Genomic DNA, 17,509 nt, shown 5'->3' with positions numbered 1-17,509 from the left:
GCCAGCGCCGGAGCCTGAATTACGAAAGGTATTACTTGATAACCAAATCGCCCAGGTACGGGAAGTCCATACCGTTCACGATAGGTTTGATGTCCACATTCTTCTTGGCAGCCCAAGACGGATCTTGCCAGTACAGTGGAACAAAGGCAGCGTCGTTGTACAGCAACTCTTCAACCTTCTTCAGCATAGTGCTGCGTTTTTCCAGATCGGTTTCCGTGTTAGACGCTTCAACCAGCTTATCAACTTCAGCGTTCGAGTAATGACCGCAGTTATACTGGCCTTTACCTGTGTCAGCGTTACGGGTCATGGTCAGGAACTCAGTAAAGTTCGCTGAATCTTCTGTGTCCGGGTGCCAGCCGATCATCAGCATACCGGCTTCACACTTATCAAACTCCGGCCAGTACTGTGCTTTTGGCATAGTTTGCAGATCAACTTTAACCTTGATTTTCGCCAGCATCGCTGCCACAGCCTGAGCGACTTTTTCATCGTTCACATAGCGGTTGTTCGGTGCAATCATAGTGATAGAGAAACCGTTCTCATAACCGGCATCTTTCATCAGCTGCTGTGCTTTTTTCAGATCATAACGCGGGGTCAGCGACTCGTTGTAACCGGCATAACCCACAGGGCTCTGCTGGCCGGCAGGCGTCGCTGCGCCTTTCATGATCTTCTCAGCAATACCTTCATTGTTCACCGCATACACAATCGCCTGACGAACACGCGCATCACGCAGTGGCTCGGCCACTTTCTGGTTCAGCTGGAAAGTAATGACACGGGTACCCGGCATAGTCACCAGATCCAGCTTATCGTTACTCTTGATACGCTGATAATCATTCGGCGACACAGGCGCAATCATATCAACATCGCCAGACAGCAGGGCTGCCACACGGGTAGCGTCTTCTTTGATTGGGCGCAGCGTGATGTTATCGACATTGCCTTCACTGTCTTTGTCCCAGTAATCAGCAAAACGTTCGAACTCAACCTTCACGCCTTGCTCGCGGCTGGCCACTTTGAACGGACCGGTACCTGAGATATTGGTAGAAGCAAATGTTGAACCGTTTTTCTTCAGTTCAGACTTGTCTTTGCCGTCGGCGGTCTGGCCTGAGTAGAACTTGCTGTCCATCGGGAACACGTAGGTCATGACGTTTTCAATCAGTGGGTAGGTGCCGTCAGTGATCACGTCAACCGTGTTGGCATCCACTTTTTTGATATCCACGATAGGGGTGAAGATACCTTTGAAGTCGGCAGAAGATTTCAGACGCTTAAAGGTCCAGACCACGTCATCAGCGCTGAAGGTGTTGCCGGAGTGGAATTTTACGCCTTCACGCAGCTTAAAGCGCATAGTGCTGTTATCCACACGCTCCCACGACGTTGCCAGACGGGGTTCAAACTCCATCGACTGAGTAAAACGGATCAGCGGATCATAGGTCATGTGAGAAAGTTGCAGCGTACCACCAGACAATTGCTCATGCGGATCCAGAGATACCGGGTCAGCATCGTAAGCTAAATTCAGGTTGGCAGCCGCCGCGCCGAAGCTCAGACCAGCAGCCATTAACGCAACGGCTAACTTGCTCTTGAAGGTTTTCATTTGCATAGCTCCTTTATGCAGGGAGAGAACTCCCAGATGGTTATGTTTGCTTATTATTGGTTTAGGTAAGCAACAACAGCCCGGCTCCCTGACAGAGCCATGCCGGAAATATGGGTTCCCGGCGGGCAAACAGGTTCTGTATCAGGCCAGTTTCAGGCCTTCCTGACTCATTCCTTTGAATTCAGGCATCAAAGAAATCAATTGCTTGCTGTATTCGTGCTGCGGAGCCGTGAACAACTGCTCAGTCGGCGCCACTTCCAGCAAGGTGCCTTTCTGCATCACGCCGATGCGATCACACATCTGGCGGATAACCGGTAAATCGTGGCTGATAAACAGCATAGTCAGGTTCAATTCATCCTGCAGATCTTTCAGCAGATTAAGGATTTGTGCCTGAACCGACACATCCAGTGCCGAGGTCGGCTCATCACAAATCAGCAGACGGGGACGTGTTGCCAGAGCACGGGCGATAGAAATACGCTGACGCTGACCACCCGAAAATTCATGGGGATATTTCACGCCCGCGGCACGGCCCAGACCCACATGGTCGAGCAAGTCAGCGACGATCTGCCGCACCTGATTTTCACTGCCGGCCAGTTTATGAAAGCGAATTGGCTCAGCAATGATGTCGAAAATCTTCATCCGCGGGTTCATTGAGGAATACGGGTTCTGAAACACCATCTGCATCTGGCGACGCATAGGGCGGCGTTCGTTCTCGCTCTTGAGCGCCGTCAGATCTATACCTTCAAACACCACTTTGCCAGAATTGGGCGGATATAAACCGGCAATCACACGGGCAATGGTTGATTTGCCTGAACCTGATTCGCCAACCAGGCCAAAGGTTTCGCCTTCAAACACCTCAAAGCTGACATCGTTCGAGGCCTGCACATACTCACGGCGGCTTTCAAAGAAAGAATCTTTGGTCACAAAGCGCAGATTAACATTCTCGACCTGCAATAAAGCGCCCGTGTACTGACGTTCGTCCTGACTCTGGCCCAGCCAGTGATTTTTCACATCCAGCTGCGTGCTTTCACCGGCTTCTTCGATATAGCTCACCAAAGGGAAGCGAGCCAGTTTGATATCCGAACGCGGAACCGCAGAAATGAGGCTCTTAGTATAAGGGTGATTAGGATGACCCAGCACCTGTTCCGTCGGACCGATTTCAACCAGATCACCACGGTACATCACAGCAACACGATCGGTGACATTGGAGACCACTCCCATATCGTGCGTTACCAGCATGCAGCCAACGTTTTTCTTCACGCATAATTCCCGAATCAGACTCAGAATCTGATCCTGGATCGACACATCCAGCGCTGTGGTCGGTTCATCGGCAATGATTAAATCAGGCTCACCAGCCAGGGCGATTGCAATCACCACACGCTGACGCATACCACCGGAAAATTGATGCGGATACTGCTTAATACGGATTTCCGGCTGAGGGATCCCAACTTGCTCCATCAGCTTAATAGCACGGCGAACCGCTTCTTCTTTGCCGAGATTCAAATTGGTAATAATGGTTTCCGTCAATTGACGCTCGACGGTATACAGAGGGTTCAGCGAAGTCATCGGATCCTGGAAAATAAAACCGATTTTTGCGCCACGCACTTTTCGCATCGCTTCTGGTTTTAAACCCGAGATTTTCTGACCGTCCAGGTAGACATCGCCGCTGGCAATATTGCCAGGAGGACTCAACAGATCGATTACGGCATTACCTACCGTCGATTTACCCGCCCCGGATTCCCCGACAACACCGACAATCTCACCGCGCTCTATGGTGAACGACAGCGATTTCACCGCAGCGTGGATACCGTGACGAGACGGGTACTCAATACGAAGGTTTTTAACTTCCAATAATGCCATGCTCAGACCTCAACAACCTGGCAGCGACTCTGCCTGTCTGCAAATGAATCCATTCCAATAAACCGATAAAAATATCGGCCACATAAAGTGCCATCAATCTGGCAAAGATTTCACTAAAAATCAACATTTCATACTATAAAACTGTGCTACCGCACAAAACCAGCATAAATAATCACTATAAACCAAGGTTAAAATTCACATAACCCATATAAACCATCTTAGATAAATCGCGGTAAAAACAGCAAAAATTAGCTAAAAATGCTCACTTTAAGCATTTATATTCACAATATTCATCCATGACCCTATGAATAAACCACCGCAAAAACAGGAACATTTTATTAACATAAAAAGATATTAGACCACTATAGATAATAGTATCAGTACATGAATCCACCCTAGCTATTCAACGCAGCATGAAAAGCCAGACAAGCAGACTGCTCCAGAGCGGGAAGTCATGAATAAACAGCGGAGTAACTCACAGCTTGTCGGCAACGTAACAGCTAACCCGGCTGAAAATGACAGTACAAAACACAAATATGCCCCCGATCCTGAGGTCAGTACGCCTCTGAATAGTAGCAGCGAAACCAAGGGGCATAAAAAAACCCGCTCAATGAGCGGGTCTTCAAATGTGGTCGGCGAAGAGGGAATGAACGCGGCGGGCCTCCGTGCGGCGGGCTTCCGCACCCGGCCCGATAGCCCTCCTCTGCTCCAGACAGAACCGGGCAGTAAAATACAGGCATAAAAAAACCCGCTCAATGAGCGGGTCTTCAAAGGTGGTCGGTGAAGAGGGATTCGAACCCCCGACCCTCTGGTCCCAAACCAGATGCGCTACCAAACTGCGCTATTCACCGATAATTCTTTCTATTGCTTTGAGTTTTGTGCCAGAGGGTCCCTCTGGTCCGCTATTCTCAAAAGCCGGAGATGCGCTACCAAACTGCGCTATTCACCGATAATTCTTTCTATTGTTTTGAGTTTTGTGCCAGAGGGTCCCTCTGGTCCGCTATTCTCAAAAGCCGGAGATGCACTACCAAACTGCGCTATTCACCGATTTTTTGCTTGTCATTCAACCATGCAGGTTGAAACACGATATATGGGGTGGCTAACGAGGCTTGAACTCGCGACAACCGGAATCACAATCCGGGACTCTACCAACTGAGCTATAGCCACCATTGTAACTTGGTCGGCGAAGAGGGATTGAACGCGGCGGATTTACACACCCGAGCAATACACTTCTTTTTTCCGAACCTGTAGGTTTGCTCACCGGGCAAACTTACCATAGAAGTGGTCGGTGAAGAGGGATTCGAACCCCCGACCCTCTGGTCCCAAACCAGATGCGCTACCAAACTGCGCTATTCACCGATAATTCTTTCTGTCTTTGAGTTTTGCGCCAGAGGGTTCCTCTGGTCCGCTATTCTCAAAAGCCGGAGATGCGCTACCAAACTGCGCTATTCACCGATAATTCTTTCTGTTGTTTTGAGTTTTGCGCCAGAGGGTCCCTCTGGTCCGCTATTCTCAAAAGCCGGAGATACACGACTTGCGCTATCTGCCGCTAAGTACCGAGCTTGTTACAAGCTCCATACCCAATTGTATGGGGTGGCTAACGAGACTTGAACTCGCGACAACCGGAATCACAATCCGGGACTCTACCAACTGAGCTATAGCCACCATAATTTACACGCCAACAGTGCCATCCTGACTTTCCGGAGTGGCGCGCCCGACAGGATTTGAACCTGTGACCTTTGGCTCCGGAGGCCAACGCTCTATCCAGCTGAGCTACGGGCGCCTTGCCCTATCGGCGGTGGTGAATATTACGGATCAGCATGCTTCTCGTCTAGTCTTTTTTGCAAAAAATTTTGTATTCGCTTTATTTATAACCATCTCTGGGTTGATTAGCGTCATACAAACAAAGCCGCTCTGTTTAATACCACTTCGTTAAGGGATATAATCATTGCGTTTTTTATCCAAAAACCACTGGTTAATAACTCACAGCTTTGTCCAATAATGTAATATTTACAATAATTTATACAAGAAAGCTGTGATATTCGAGCAAATAATCTGGGAGTGTTAAGGTGAGCTCAATGGAATTTTCTCTTCGACAACTAATGGTCGCTGCAGTCGCAACCGTCGCCATCAGCGGCTCAGCCGTAGCGGCAGATATGTCTGGCGAAGCGATCGCAGAACGCATCAAGCCTGTTGGCTCTGTATATAAGGAAGGCGATGCACCAGCCGCTACAGCCGCCGCTTCCGGCCCTCGCTCAGGCGATCAGGTATACGGCACTTTCTGTGTGGCTTGCCACAGCAGCGGTGTACTGGGCGCACCTAAGTCAGGTGATGCCGGTGACTGGGGACCGCGTATTGCTCAAGGTATGGATACGATGACCAATCATGCCATTAATGGTTTCAATGCCATGCCGGCGAAAGGCACCTGTATGGACTGCAGCGATGAAGAAATCGTGGCTGCGATCAACCATATGATCGAGGGGCTGTAACTCAGACTCCCCCTTCAGATACCTGAAAAAAAGGTTAGCTATAATGGCTAACCTTTTTTATTTTCAGCGATTCGCTGAGTTATTTCTTCTTGAACATGGAGCGGAGATTGGCAATGTGTGCCTGACCCCGTTCCATTCGTTCTTCTGCCGTCACAGGTTTGCGCTCTGTTTCCCAATCCAGATCGTCCTGGGGCAATTCATAGAGAAAGCGGCTGGGCTCGGGTTTAAGCAACTCGCCATACTGCCGGCGTTCCTTGCATAAGGTAAAGGTCAGTGTTTTCTGCGCCCGGGTAATACCGACATACGCCAAACGTCGCTCTTCCTCCACATTGTCTTCATCAATGCTGGTCTGATGCGGCAAAATGCCCTCTTCGGCACCTATCAGGTAGACATGCGGAAATTCCAGCCCTTTGGAGGCATGCAGTGTCATGAGCTGAACCTGATCGGCATCCTCATCCTCTTCACCCCGCTCCATCATGTCACGCAATGTCATGCGCTGAACCACTTCTTTCAGGGTGCGGACTTCGTTATCGTAATTATCGCCTTCCAGATCTGCGGTGATCCAGCTGTATAAATCGGATACATTTTTCATCCGCATTTCTGCCGCTTTCGGGCTGGCGGAGGTTTCAAACAACCAGTCCTCATAATGAATATCACGGATCATCTGCCGCACGGCCGCCACGGCATCGCCGCGCTCAGCGTTATCGGCCAGCTCAACTATCCAGCGCGTAAACTGGCGCAGGCTGTCCAGTCCTCGCCCTGAAAGATGCTGCTCCAGGCCAAGCTCAAAGCTGGCTTCAAACAAACTCTTGCCTCGCATATTGGCGTAGGTGCCCAGTTTCTCCAGGGTGACAGGGCCGATTTCCCGCCGCGGCGTATTGACGATACGCAAAAAAGCATTGTCATCATCCTGATTGGTGAGCAAGCGCAGGTACGCCATGATGTCTTTGATCTCGGTACGGGAGAAGAAAGACGTGCCGCCAGAAATTTTGTAGGGGATCCGGTTTTGCATCAGGGCTTTTTCAAACAAACGTGACTGGTGGTTGCCGCGGTACAGAATCGCGTAATCTTTGTAGTCAGTATTGTTGAGAAAACGATGGGCAATCAGCTCTCCGACCACTTTTTCAGCTTCATGCTCTTCATTTTTAGCCGTCAGGACCTTGAGCATCTCGCCATCAGGAATTTCTGAAAACAGCGCTTTTTCAAACAAGTGCGGGTTATTGGCGATCAGAATGTTGGCGCTGCGCAATATCCGGCTGGTCGAACGATAGTTCTGCTCCAGCTTGATCACTTTAAGCGTCGGGAAGTCTTTATTAAGCAGCGCCAGATTTTCCGGCTGCGCACCACGCCAGGAATAGATAGACTGGTCGTCATCCCCGACCACAGTGAATTTTGACCTTTCGCCCACCAACAACTTCACAAAGGCATACTGGCTGGTGTTGGTATCCTGATACTCATCCACCAGGAGGTAGCGGATCTTATTCTGCCAGCGCTGCCGCACCTCATCATTATCACGCAGCAAGAGTACAGGCATCAGAATCAAGTCATCAAAGTCCAGCGCGTTATAGGCTTTCATCTGACGCTGATATAACTCGTAGCAATGGGCAAACAGCTGGTCACGCTCACTTTGTGCATGCACTTTCGCCTGAGCGGGCGACATCATGGCGTTCTTCCAGTTTGAAATGGATGACAGCAGCATTTTAAGTAAGTCTTTGTCACCGTCGAGCTGATCTTCCGTCAACTCTTTGAGCAGTGCCATCTGATCCTGATCGTCAAACAACGAGAAACTCGCTTTCAGTCCCAGTACCTTGTACTCACGACGAATGATATTCAGGCCCAAGGTATGGAAAGTCGACACCATCAGCCCTTTGGCTTCCTGGCGGCCCAGGGTCTGCCCGACCCGCTCTTTCATTTCCCGCGCCGCTTTATTGGTAAATGTCAGCGCCGCAATATGACGGGCTTTGTAGTCACATTGTTGTACTAAGTAGGCGATTTTATTGGTGATGACCCGTGTTTTTCCTGAACCTGCACCAGCCAGAACCAGACACGGTCCAGCAACAAAACGTACCGCCTCATTTTGTCTCGGATTGAGTTTCATTCATTTGCCCTATGAGTCATGTTTTATTCAGCTGCCGCATTGTAACCTGTTCTCGTCTCGTGTCTATTTCAGACAATCCCCCGCGTTTTTCTCAGAAAAATAAAGGTAACAGATGAGTTGCATACTAATAAAGTATCCACAATAATGAATGAACGTTCATTCACTTTGTGATCAACAATGACTGACAAAAAAGAACGTATCTTGCAGGCAACCGAAGAATTGCTGGCAAAACATGGTTTTCACGGTCTGTCGATGAACATGGTGGCCAAAGAAGCCAGGGTCGCGACAGGGACCATCTATCGCTATTTCAGTGATAAAGATGATCTCCTGTTTCAGCTGCATGACCATATACTGACTATTGTCGCCAGGAAAATCACTCAGAACGTTTCCGATGTCATGCCCTTAGAACAGCAGTTCCGTACTATGTGGTTAAACATCTGGAATATGGCTACGAATAATGAAGCGCCGCTTATTAACCGTGGTCAGTTCGAAAACATGCCGCACCGAGGTAAGCAGTACAAGATAGCGTTAGAGCAAACGCTCTTTGCCCCTGTCCACAGGATGTTTGACACGGGTAAAGCTCAGGGGCTGTTTAAGCCTTTGGACAACGAGATATTAAGCGCACTCAGCCTTGAGCCCAGCGCCTGTCTGGCCCGCAAGCACCTGAGTGGTACTTTTACGGTAAGTGATGAAGCGCGGGATGCTGCCATTAAAGCTTGCTGGGATGCTGTAATTACACATTGAATTAGCATTAACTTAAGACTCCGGAGCAAAGATAATGAAAAAATGGGTAGCATGGATAGTCATGCTCATCATCGTTGCCGTGCTGTTTGGCACGCTTTTTACGTCCAAGTACTTTGAAATAAAAGGAAAGATGGCTTACTTCGCCAATATGCCTGAGCCGGATTATCCGGTGACTGTCGTAGAGGCAAAACCGACCAATTGGGTACCTGCGATTGAAGCGATTGGTTTCATTGAGCCTAATCAGGGTGTGACTGTCACCACAGAAGTCGCTGGCGTGATCAAGTCGCTGGAGTTCGATTCAGGCATGTCCGTGAAAAAAGGACAACGTCTGGTAGCGCTGGACTCAGATGTTGAAGTAGCCAACCTCAAGAGTTCCCAGGCTCGCCTGCCAGCCGCCAAAGCCAAGTTCATCCGCTATCAGGATCTGTACAAGAAAGGCTCTATCTCTAAGGAAGCTTTTGATGGCGCGCAAGCTGATTACTTCTCTTTGTCAGCCGATATTGAGAGCCTGAAAGCCACCATCGATCGTCGTATTATTAAAGCCCCGTTTGCCGGTGATGTCGGTCTGCGTAATGTGTTCCTGGGTGAATATATTCAGCCCGGCACTGACATAGTGCGTCTGGAAGATACGTCCCTGATGAAGCTGCGCTTCACCATTCCGCAAACCGATCTGTCTGACATCCACATCGGCCAGGAAGTTGATATCGCCGTCGATGCGTACCCGGATGCCAAATTCCAGGGCAAGATCAGCGCGATTGAGCCTGCGGTCAATTATCAGAGCGGCTTGATCCAGGTTCAGGCGGACATTCCGAACAATGCCGGCCGTCTGCGCAGCGGGATGTTTGCCCGCGCTAACATCATTCTGCCGACCCTGGAAAATCAGGTTGTCCTGCCGCAGTTTGCCATCACCTATACCCTGTATGGCGATAATGTGTATGTGCTGTACGAAGATGATGAAGGCGTCACCCGCGTCCGTCAGTCTGTGGTGAAAACCGGTGAACGTAAGCGCGATGTTATCCACGTTCTTGATGGCGTTAAACCGGGAGACCGTATTGTGACTACCGGCCAGGTACGCCTGAGTAATGACGTCAAAGTCCGCATCGTAGAAAACGATGCCCTGAAAACCCCGGCTGAAACACCGATGCTGTGATTCGGAGGTTAAATGCGCTTTACTGACATATTCATAAAAAGGCCGGTGCTGGCAGTGGCAATCAGCATTCTGATTGCCCTGCTTGGTTTTCAGGCTATTTTCAAAATGCAGGTCCGGGAATATCCCGAGATGACCAATACCGTAGTCACTGTGACGACCAGTTATTACGGTGCCAGTGCCGATCTGATCCAGGGCTTTATTACTCAGCCGCTGGAGCAGGCCATCGCGCAGGCAGACAACATAGATTACATGACGTCGTCATCGGTACTGGGTTCATCGACAATTACCGTCAACATGAAACTCAATACCGATCCCAACGCGGCCCTGTCTGATGTACTGGCGAAGACCAACTCGGTGCGCTCTCAGCTTCCCCGTGAAGCGGAAGACCCGACTGTAACCATGTCGACCGGTTCTACCACGGCGGTGATGTACATCGGCTTTACCAGTGACGAGCTCAATTCCAGCCAGATCACCGATTACCTGGAGCGGGTATTCAACCCGCAGCTGTTTACAGTGAACGGCGTATCCAAAATCGACCTTTATGGCGGAATGAAATTTGCGCTGCGGGTATGGCTGGATCCGGCCAAGATGGCCGCATACAATCTGACAGCCAGCGACATCATGACTGTGCTGAACGCCAACAACTACCAGTCGGCAACGGGCCAGGCAACAGGTGAATTCGTGCTGTATAACGGCACGGCAGATACCCAGGTCAAAACCACAGATGAGCTGAAAAAGCTGATTGTCTCGACGCAGAAAGGTCAGGTGATCCGCTTAGGTGATATCGCCAAAGTCACCCGTGCGAAAAGCCACGACATTTACCGTGCAACAGCAAACGGACAGGAAGCCGTGGTCGCCGCCATCAATGCAGCGCCAAGTGCGAACCCTATCAATATTGCTGCCGATGTGCTGGAGCTGTTGCCTGAAATTCAGCGCAACATGCCAAGCAATATCAAGATGAACATACTGTACGACTCTACCGTTGCCATTAACGAGTCGATTCAGGAGGTTATCAAAACTATTGGTGAAGCTGCGCTGATTGTTCTTGTGGTGATCACTCTGTTCCTGGGCTCGTTCCGCGCGGTACTGATCCCTATCATCACCATTCCGCTGTCGCTGATTGGCGTGGCCATGGTAATGCAGGCCTTCGGTTTCTCCTGGAACCTGATGACGCTGCTGGCCATGGTACTGGCTATCGGTCTGGTGGTCGATGATGCCATCGTGGTACTGGAAAACGTCGACCGTCACATCAAACTCGGCGAGTCACCGTTCCGGGCAGCGATTATCGGTACCCGGGAAATTGCAGTGCCTGTTATCGCCATGACCCTGACGCTGGGCGCGGTATACGCACCTATCGCACTGATGGGGGGGATTACAGGCTCACTGTTTAAAGAGTTCGCCCTGACGCTGGCCGGGTCGGTGTTTATCTCAGGGATAATCGCACTGACACTGTCGCCGATGATGTGTTCTAAGATCCTGAAAGCACACGATAAGCCAAACCGCTTTGAAGATACCGTGCACAGTGTGCTGGATCGCATGACCAGCCGCTATGAAAAAATGCTGACCACAGTGATGAAATCACGCCCTGTGGTGATAGTGTTTGCTGTCATTGTCTTTGCTATGCTGCCGGTTCTGTTCAAGTTCATCCCCAGTGAACTGGCACCGGCAGAAGATAAAGGCGTGCTGATGATGATGGGGACCGGTCCGTCTACCGCTAACCTGGACTACATCGAAAATTCCATGAGTGAAGTGAACGAAATGCTGAGCAATCAGCCTGAAGTGGCTTTTGCTCAGGTGTTCTCAGGTGTACCGCAATCCAATCAGGCATTCGGTATCGCTTCTATGGTGCCCTGGAGTCAGCGCGAAGCCAGTCAGGCGGAAGTGGTTGGCCGTGTTACTACACTGGTTAACGATGTGCCTGGTATGGCGGTAACCGCTTTCCAGATGCCTGAGCTGCCAGGTGCGGGGTCAGGTCTGCCCATTCAGTTTGTCATTACCACGCCGAACAACTTTGAAAGCCTGTTCCAGGTGGCCGGTTCTATTCTGGATGATGTGGCGAAGAATCCGATGTTTGTGTATTCGGACTTGGATCTCAACTTCGACTCCGCCACCATGAAAATCAGCATAGACAAAGACAAAGCCGGGGCTTATGGCGTTACTATGCAGGATATCGGTATCACTCTGAGTACCATGATGGCCGACGGTTATGTCAACCGCATCGACCTCAATGGCCGCTCTTACGAGGTGATTCCGCAGGTAGAGCGTAAGTACCGCCTGAACCCTGAATCGCTGAACGCCTTCTATGTTCGCGCGGCTGATGGTAATTCAGTGCCACTGGGAAGCCTGGTCACTATCGATGTCGTGGCTGAACCCCGCGCGCTGCCGCACTTCAACCAGCTAAACTCGGCAACCATAGGTGTGGTGCCTATGCCGGGTACTGCCATGGGTGATGCCATCGAATGGTTCCGTACCGAAGCCGTCAGCCAGCTACCCTCTGGTTATCAGTACGACTTTATGGGTGAAGCTCGCCAGTACGTAACCGAAGGTAATGCACTGTTTGCGACTTTCGGTCTGGCACTGGCGGTGATTTTCCTGGTGCTGGCTATCCAGTTCGAATCGCTGCGCGATCCTATGGTTATCATGGTGTCGGTACCTCTGGCTATTTGTGGCGCTCTGGTATCGCTGGCCTGGGGAGCGGCTTCGATGAACATCTACTCGCAAGTGGGTTTAATCACCCTGATTGGTCTGATCACCAAGCACGGGATTCTGATCTGTGAAGTCGCAAAAGAAGAGCAGCTCAATCACCAGAAAGACAAAATGTCTGCAGTAATGGAAGCGGCCAAGGTGCGTCTGCGACCGATTCTGATGACCACGGCGGCTATGATTGCCGGTCTGGTTCCTCTGCTGTACGCCACCGGGGCCGGTGCTGCCCAGCGCTTCAGTATTGGTATCGTTATCGTATCCGGCCTGGCGATAGGCACCCTCTTTACCCTGTTTGTACTGCCGGTGATCTACACCTACCTGGCCAGTACCCACAAGCCACTACCGGTTTTTGTGGAGGACAAAGAGCTGGAAAAGTTAAAACGGGCTGACGAAGCGAAACAAGCGCTGAAAGCCCGGGAAAGTTAAAGACCCACTTTCCATTCGATTCAGGCCGCGCAAGCGGCCTTTTTTTCAGCCCACCCAGCCCAATCTGGCCAAGGATTCCTGCCTGTGGCAGAAAAATTTGGTGTACACTAACGGCTAAAAGTATCCCATTAACCTCATGGAGTTAAACCCGCGTATGTTTGATCCAAAGAAACTTGAGCAGGTTGCCAGGCAAATTCAGGAAGCCATGCCTCAACCGGTCAAAGCACTTGGTCAGGATGTGGAACAGAAAGTGCGCCAAACCATTCAGGCACAACTGAGTAAACTGGATGTGGTGAATCGCGAAGAGTTTGATGTGCAGACCCAGGTCCTGCTGCGCACACGGCAAAAGCTGAACGAGCTGGAACAAAAGGTTGCCCAGCTGGAAGCTATGCTGGCAGATAAGTCCGAATAGTATATCTCAGAACAGACATGAAAAAGCCCGGCACATTTTGCCGGGCTTTTTACTAACCAGGAAGGATGTTTACTTAGTCGCCTACAGCGATACGCTTCATATCTGTCATATAACCACGCAGTTCGTGACCAATCTGCTCTACAGGGTGATTACGCAGCGCTTCGTTCACATCAATCAGCTGCTGGTTATCAACATGGTTGCCTGTAGCAACCAGACCTTTACCAATAACATCTGTATTCACTTTTGGCATGAACTTTTCGCGCAGCAATGGCGTAGCCACGTTCGCGAACAGGTAGTTACCATATTCTGCAGTATCAGAGATAACCACGTTCATCTCATACAGACGCTTACGGGCGACAGTGTTGGCAATCAGAGGCAGCTCATGCAAAGACTCATAGTAAGCCGACTCTTCGATAATGCCTGAGGCTGTCATGGCTTCAAACGCCAGCTCAACACCGGCACGTACCATGGCCACCATCAGAATACCGTTATCAAAGTATTCCTGCTCAGCGATTTTTGCATCGGTTTGCGGGTAGTTTTCAAACGCCGTTTCCGCCGTTTCGGCACGCCAGCCCAGCAGTTCCGCATCATCGTTCGCCCAGTCGGCCATCATAGTCCGTGAGAATTCACCTGTAATGATGTCATCCATGTGCTTGTTATACAGCGGACGCATCAGATCTTTCAGCTCTTCAGACAGCTCAAATGCTTTGATCTTAGCCGGGTTTGTCAGACGATCCATCATATGCGTGATGCCACCAAACTTCAGCGCTTCGGTAATGGTTTCCCAGCCGAATTGCAGCAGTTTACCGGCATAGCCAGGCTCGAGGCCTTCAGCAATCATCTTCTCGTAACACACGATTGAGCCCGCCTGCAGCATGCCACACAGAATCGTCTGCTCACCCATCAGGTCAGATTTCACTTCAGCAACGAATGATGACTCCAGCACACCGGCACGGTGGCCACCCGTTGCTGCCGCCCAGGCTTTCGCAATTTCCAGGCCTTCACCTTGCGGGTCATTTTCCGGGTGGACGGCGATCAGCGTTGGTACACCAAAGCCACGCTTGTATTCTTCACGTACTTCAGTACCCGGACACTTAGGAGCGACCATCACAACCGTGATATCCGGACGAATCTGCATCCCTTCTTCAACAATGTTGAAGCCGTGCGAGTAACCCAGAGCAGCACCTTGCTTCATTAACGGCATGACAGTTGTCACAACATCGGTGTGCTGTTTATCAGGTGTCAGGTTGACAACCAGATCGGCCTGAGGGATCAATTGTTCATAGCTACCCACTTCAAAACCATTGTCTTTCGCATTTCGGAAAGAAGCACGCTGCTCATCAATCGCAGCCTGGCGCAGTGCATAGGCAACATTCAGACCTGAGTCACGCATGTTCAGACCCTGATTCAGGCCCTGTGCACCACAACCTACGATAACCACCTTCTTACCTTTCAGGTAATCCGCTTCCTGAGCAAACTCGCTGCGATCCATAAAACGGCAACGGCCCAGTTGATCTAATTGCTGACGTAAATTTAAGGTATTGAAATAGTTAGCCATAACAAGTTACTCCGTGAATTCTAATCCTTGGTCGGCACTTCACTGCCGAATAACCTGATAGTAGATCAGGCTTGATGTTGTCTAAAGTGATATATTCACAACATCATATTGCAAATGGTGCAACATAAACCATGAACATAAAATCACTCCAACTCTTTCTTCATCTGTGTAACAGCAAGAATTTTAGTCAGACAGCACAGAAGATGCACATCAGCCCGTCCGCGCTCAGCCGGCTTATTCAGCGGCTGGAACAGGAACTGTCTCAGCCGCTTTTCATTCGCGACAACCGCAGTGTGGAACTGACCACATCAGGCCGTAAACTGCTACCGGTTGCCAGCCGCATTGTTGCCGAATGGCAACAACTGCAGCAAGAGCTGACTGAACAGGATCAAATGCTCAAAGGTAAACTCACCCTGTTCTGCTCGGTCACTGCCAGCTACAGCCACCTCCCCAATGTCCTGAATCAATTCAGGCAACATTACCCCCAGGTGGAAATTCAGCTGGTTACCGGCGATCCGGCTCAAGCCGTGAATAAAGTCCTGCACGATGAAGCCGACTTTGCGATTACTGCCCTGCCAGCCAACTTACCCAATAAACTCACTTTCATTTATTTGGGTAATGTCTCAATGTCGTTAATCAGTCCATTAATCACTTCACCCGGTCTTCAGGCGCTGCTTTCACCGGACATTCAGTGGGACAAACTTCCCTTCATTCTGCCTGAGTATGGAACTGCAAGAGAAAATGCTGACAAGTGGATGAAATCACAAAAAATAAAACCCAACATTTATGCTCAAGTTGCTGGGCATGAAGCTATTGTTAGTATGGTAGCATTGGGATGTGGTATCGGAATTGCGCCAGATATCGTTATAGAAAACAGTCCGATTCGCGATCAGATTCAAAAGCTGCCAGCAGCAGCAGTCGAACCATTAACATTGGGATTGTGTTGCAAACAAAGTCGACAGCAAGAGCCTCTTTTTCAGGCGTTGCTGACGTTATTCAAATAGCAGGCCGGTTATGACGTCAACGCATACTTTAACGCACAGCTACTACTCCGCTTTCTATGCAGAAAAAGGTTATCGATTTTTAGAACAGATTGCGCAAACTCATTCGATGCCGAGAAACCTTGTTGTTTTCTCTGTCATGCATTGCTATGAAGGCTCTCTGCCGTATCTCAACGTACTGTGTAAACTTGCTGACCACGTCATTTTCATCCCTAAGCAAGCGACTTTTTGCAACAACGGCTCACTGCTAAATACCATCCAGTCCATTCCAAACTGTGATGTCGTCGAGCCCGGCTTTGACAAAATCGCGTTAAGAGATCCTGTACGTTGCTTGGATCTTATTCAGCAATACACTCAGGAGGGACAGGCTTTTCTGATCCTTGATCACGGTGGCTATTTTTCTCAAGGCGTTGAAGCCATCTTTGAGGCATATGATGAGCAATGCGTGGGGATTGCTGAATTAACCGCAAATGGCATCGCCAAGTATCGCAACCGACATTTAATCAAACCCTTAGTATCGGTGGCTCATCTGAGCATCAAGACCCCAGCCGACTACGAAGCTTCTGAGTGTATCATCCATTACACTGATCAAATCCTGCGCGAGGCATTTGGCCTGAAATTGAACAACCTCGGTTTTCTCACTATCGGGGTGATAGGTAGTGGTAATCTGGGCCGGGGTATCTGTAAGACACTACAAGGTAAAGGTATCCATGATATCTATGTCAGTGACCAGGATCCCAGACAACTCACCGCTTTACCCAGAAATGGCATTCAGGTCTGCTCAACCGAAACCATGCTAGAACACTGTAATCTCATTTTCTGCTGCACCGGAAATGGCGCGCTTCACTCTGCGCACATCCAGTCCAGACGCGAGAACTTGTTCATAGCCACTGTCACCTCTGCCGACGACGAGCTCAATTTACCCGAGTTAGTGCAGCAAGGGACGTTGCAGTATGTGGGAGGGAATAAACTGGTCACAGAATATCAAAATCGGCATGGCGCCAGTATTTACCTCATTGCCGGTGGGGAGTCTGCGAACACTCCCTTCAAAACAGGTATGGGTGATCCCACTTTGTACCTGTTTGAGGCCGCACATTTACTGGCAGGTCTGCATCTTGGCAGTCAGTCACATAGCTATGCGGCAGGTATTCAGGCTTTATCCGCACAAGATGAAATTTTTATTGCTGAGCAATGGTTGCGTTATTTCTACAGCTACACATAACAAACACTGATTCATGGCAGCGATGCAGAAAAATCCCAGTCTGTTGTCGGGAACGCCTCGCCTGGATCTCTTCATATCTGACGAACAATCAGAGGCATGCAAACGCCAGACAGCAAAAAACCCAGTCATTGCTGACTGGGTTTCTCTGATAAGTGGCGGAGCGGACGGGACTCGAACCCGCGACCCCCGGCGTGACAGGCCGGTATTCTAACCAACTGAACTACCGCTCCGAAACTGGTTATTTTCAATGTGCTCGTCGTC

General features: G+C 50.0%; 12 protein-coding genes and 6 tRNA genes. 8 read left to right on the top strand and 10 right to left on the bottom strand.

Annotated features, from left to right (window positions below):
- Positions 1-31: 31 nt before the first annotated feature.
- Positions 32-1,585, bottom strand: coding sequence for an ABC transporter substrate-binding protein (locus L6J37_RS20340; RefSeq protein ID WP_192016085.1), 1,554 nt, complete (start codon positions 1,583-1,585; stop codon positions 32-34).
- A 141-nt stretch (positions 1,586-1,726) separates the two neighbouring features.
- A complete protein-coding gene (locus L6J37_RS20335; RefSeq protein WP_192016086.1) occupies positions 1,727-3,445 on the bottom strand; it encodes an ABC transporter ATP-binding protein in 1,719 nt (572 codons plus the stop codon).
- Between the two features lie 454 nt (positions 3,446-3,899).
- Between L6J37_RS20335 and L6J37_RS20330 the strand changes: the two genes are divergently transcribed.
- Entirely contained in the window at positions 3,900-4,187 is a 288-nt protein-coding gene (locus L6J37_RS20330) for a hypothetical protein (protein WP_237796419.1), read from the top strand.
- A gap of 32 nt (positions 4,188-4,219) precedes the next feature.
- Here L6J37_RS20330 and L6J37_RS20325 read toward each other — a convergent pair.
- The 5 genes from L6J37_RS20325 to L6J37_RS20305 all read right to left on the bottom strand — a co-directional run bounded on the left by L6J37_RS20325 (position 4,220) and on the right by L6J37_RS20305 (position 5,228).
- Positions 4,220-4,296 (bottom strand) — tRNA-Pro (locus L6J37_RS20325).
- 240 nt (positions 4,297-4,536) lie between these two features.
- Positions 4,537-4,612, bottom strand: a tRNA-His gene (locus tag L6J37_RS20320).
- Between the two features lie 115 nt (positions 4,613-4,727).
- Positions 4,728-4,804: transfer RNA gene (locus L6J37_RS20315), tRNA-Pro, on the bottom strand.
- Between the two features lie 230 nt (positions 4,805-5,034).
- A tRNA-His gene (locus tag L6J37_RS20310) sits at positions 5,035-5,110 on the bottom strand.
- A 41-nt stretch (positions 5,111-5,151) separates the two neighbouring features.
- Positions 5,152-5,228: transfer RNA gene (locus L6J37_RS20305), tRNA-Arg, on the bottom strand.
- A 295-nt stretch (positions 5,229-5,523) separates the two neighbouring features.
- On the opposite strand from L6J37_RS20305, the gene L6J37_RS20300 reads away from it, so the two are divergent.
- Positions 5,524-5,934, top strand: a complete 411-nt coding sequence (locus L6J37_RS20300; protein WP_161442241.1) for a c-type cytochrome — start codon at positions 5,524-5,526, stop codon at positions 5,932-5,934.
- A 79-nt stretch (positions 5,935-6,013) separates the two neighbouring features.
- Here L6J37_RS20300 and rep read toward each other — a convergent pair whose 3' ends face one another.
- The gene (gene rep / locus L6J37_RS20295) at positions 6,014-8,032 is read right to left on the bottom strand and encodes a DNA helicase Rep (protein ID WP_192016087.1); all 2,019 of its coding nucleotides are present in this window, start codon (positions 8,030-8,032) and stop codon (positions 6,014-6,016) included.
- Between the two features lie 177 nt (positions 8,033-8,209).
- Between rep and L6J37_RS20290 the strand changes: the two genes are divergently transcribed.
- The 4 genes from L6J37_RS20290 (at position 8,210) to ubiK (ending at position 13,467) form a co-directional block, all read left to right on the top strand.
- On the top strand, positions 8,210-8,776 hold the full coding sequence (locus L6J37_RS20290) for a TetR/AcrR family transcriptional regulator (protein ID WP_192016088.1): 567 nt from the start codon (positions 8,210-8,212) through the stop codon (positions 8,774-8,776).
- A gap of 34 nt (positions 8,777-8,810) precedes the next feature.
- The gene (locus L6J37_RS20285; RefSeq protein ID WP_192016089.1) at positions 8,811-9,926 is read left to right on the top strand and encodes an efflux RND transporter periplasmic adaptor subunit; all 1,116 of its coding nucleotides are present in this window, start codon (positions 8,811-8,813) and stop codon (positions 9,924-9,926) included.
- 12 nt (positions 9,927-9,938) lie between these two features.
- Positions 9,939-13,055, top strand: a complete 3,117-nt coding sequence (locus L6J37_RS20280) for a multidrug efflux RND transporter permease subunit (protein ID WP_237796418.1) — start codon at positions 9,939-9,941, stop codon at positions 13,053-13,055.
- Positions 13,056-13,209: 154 nt separating this feature from the next.
- Positions 13,210-13,467 (top strand): ubiquinone biosynthesis accessory factor UbiK, encoded by a 258-nt coding sequence (gene ubiK / locus L6J37_RS20275; RefSeq protein ID WP_192016091.1) that lies wholly within the window; start codon positions 13,210-13,212, stop codon positions 13,465-13,467.
- Positions 13,468-13,540: 73 nt separating this feature from the next.
- Here ubiK and ilvC read toward each other — a convergent pair whose 3' ends face one another.
- A complete protein-coding gene (gene ilvC / locus L6J37_RS20270; RefSeq protein WP_237796416.1) occupies positions 13,541-15,025 on the bottom strand; it encodes a ketol-acid reductoisomerase in 1,485 nt (494 codons plus the stop codon).
- A 131-nt stretch (positions 15,026-15,156) separates the two neighbouring features.
- Here ilvC and ilvY point away from each other — a divergent pair, with 131 nt between their 5' ends.
- Both ilvY and L6J37_RS20260 read left to right on the top strand, forming a co-directional pair.
- Positions 15,157-16,029, top strand: a complete 873-nt coding sequence (ilvY, locus tag L6J37_RS20265) for an HTH-type transcriptional activator IlvY (RefSeq protein ID WP_192016093.1) — start codon at positions 15,157-15,159, stop codon at positions 16,027-16,029.
- Between the two features lie 10 nt (positions 16,030-16,039).
- A complete protein-coding gene (locus tag L6J37_RS20260) occupies positions 16,040-17,248 on the top strand; it encodes an NAD(P)-binding domain-containing protein (RefSeq protein WP_237796414.1) in 1,209 nt (402 codons plus the stop codon).
- 153 nt (positions 17,249-17,401) lie between these two features.
- Here the strand turns inward: L6J37_RS20260 and L6J37_RS20255 are convergent.
- A tRNA-Asp gene (locus tag L6J37_RS20255) sits at positions 17,402-17,478 on the bottom strand.
- Between the last annotated feature and the right edge of the window lie 31 nt (positions 17,479-17,509).

This window comes from Photobacterium sp. WH77 (assembly GCF_022014395.1).
Lineage (GTDB): Bacteria > Pseudomonadota > Gammaproteobacteria > Enterobacterales > Vibrionaceae > Photobacterium > Photobacterium arenosum.
This window is presented reverse-complemented; position numbering and strand designations above follow the sequence as displayed.

Bases quoted from the DNA above. Each gene is read 5' to 3' on its own strand.
- L6J37_RS20330 (WP_237796419.1), top strand. From the start codon at position 3,900: ATGAATAAACAGCGGAGTAACTCACAGCTTGTCGGCAACGTAACAGCT.
- L6J37_RS20335 (WP_192016086.1), bottom strand. From the start codon at position 3,445: ATGGCATTATTGGAAGTTAAAAACCTTCGTATTGAGTACCCGTCTCGT.
- L6J37_RS20260 (WP_237796414.1), top strand. From the start codon at position 16,040: ATGACGTCAACGCATACTTTAACGCACAGCTACTACTCCGCTTTCTAT.
- L6J37_RS20280 (WP_237796418.1), top strand. From the start codon at position 9,939: ATGCGCTTTACTGACATATTCATAAAAAGGCCGGTGCTGGCAGTGGCA.
- L6J37_RS20340 (WP_192016085.1), bottom strand. From the start codon at position 1,585: ATGAAAACCTTCAAGAGCAAGTTAGCCGTTGCGTTAATGGCTGCTGGT.
- L6J37_RS20285 (WP_192016089.1), top strand. From the start codon at position 8,811: ATGAAAAAATGGGTAGCATGGATAGTCATGCTCATCATCGTTGCCGTG.
- ilvY (WP_192016093.1), top strand. From the start codon at position 15,157: ATGAACATAAAATCACTCCAACTCTTTCTTCATCTGTGTAACAGCAAG.
- rep (WP_192016087.1), bottom strand. From the start codon at position 8,032: ATGAAACTCAATCCGAGACAAAATGAGGCGGTACGTTTTGTTGCTGGA.
- L6J37_RS20300 (WP_161442241.1), top strand. From the start codon at position 5,524: ATGGAATTTTCTCTTCGACAACTAATGGTCGCTGCAGTCGCAACCGTC.
- ilvC (WP_237796416.1), bottom strand. From the start codon at position 15,025: ATGGCTAACTATTTCAATACCTTAAATTTACGTCAGCAATTAGATCAA.
- L6J37_RS20290 (WP_192016088.1), top strand. From the start codon at position 8,210: ATGACTGACAAAAAAGAACGTATCTTGCAGGCAACCGAAGAATTGCTG.
- ubiK (WP_192016091.1), top strand. From the start codon at position 13,210: ATGTTTGATCCAAAGAAACTTGAGCAGGTTGCCAGGCAAATTCAGGAA.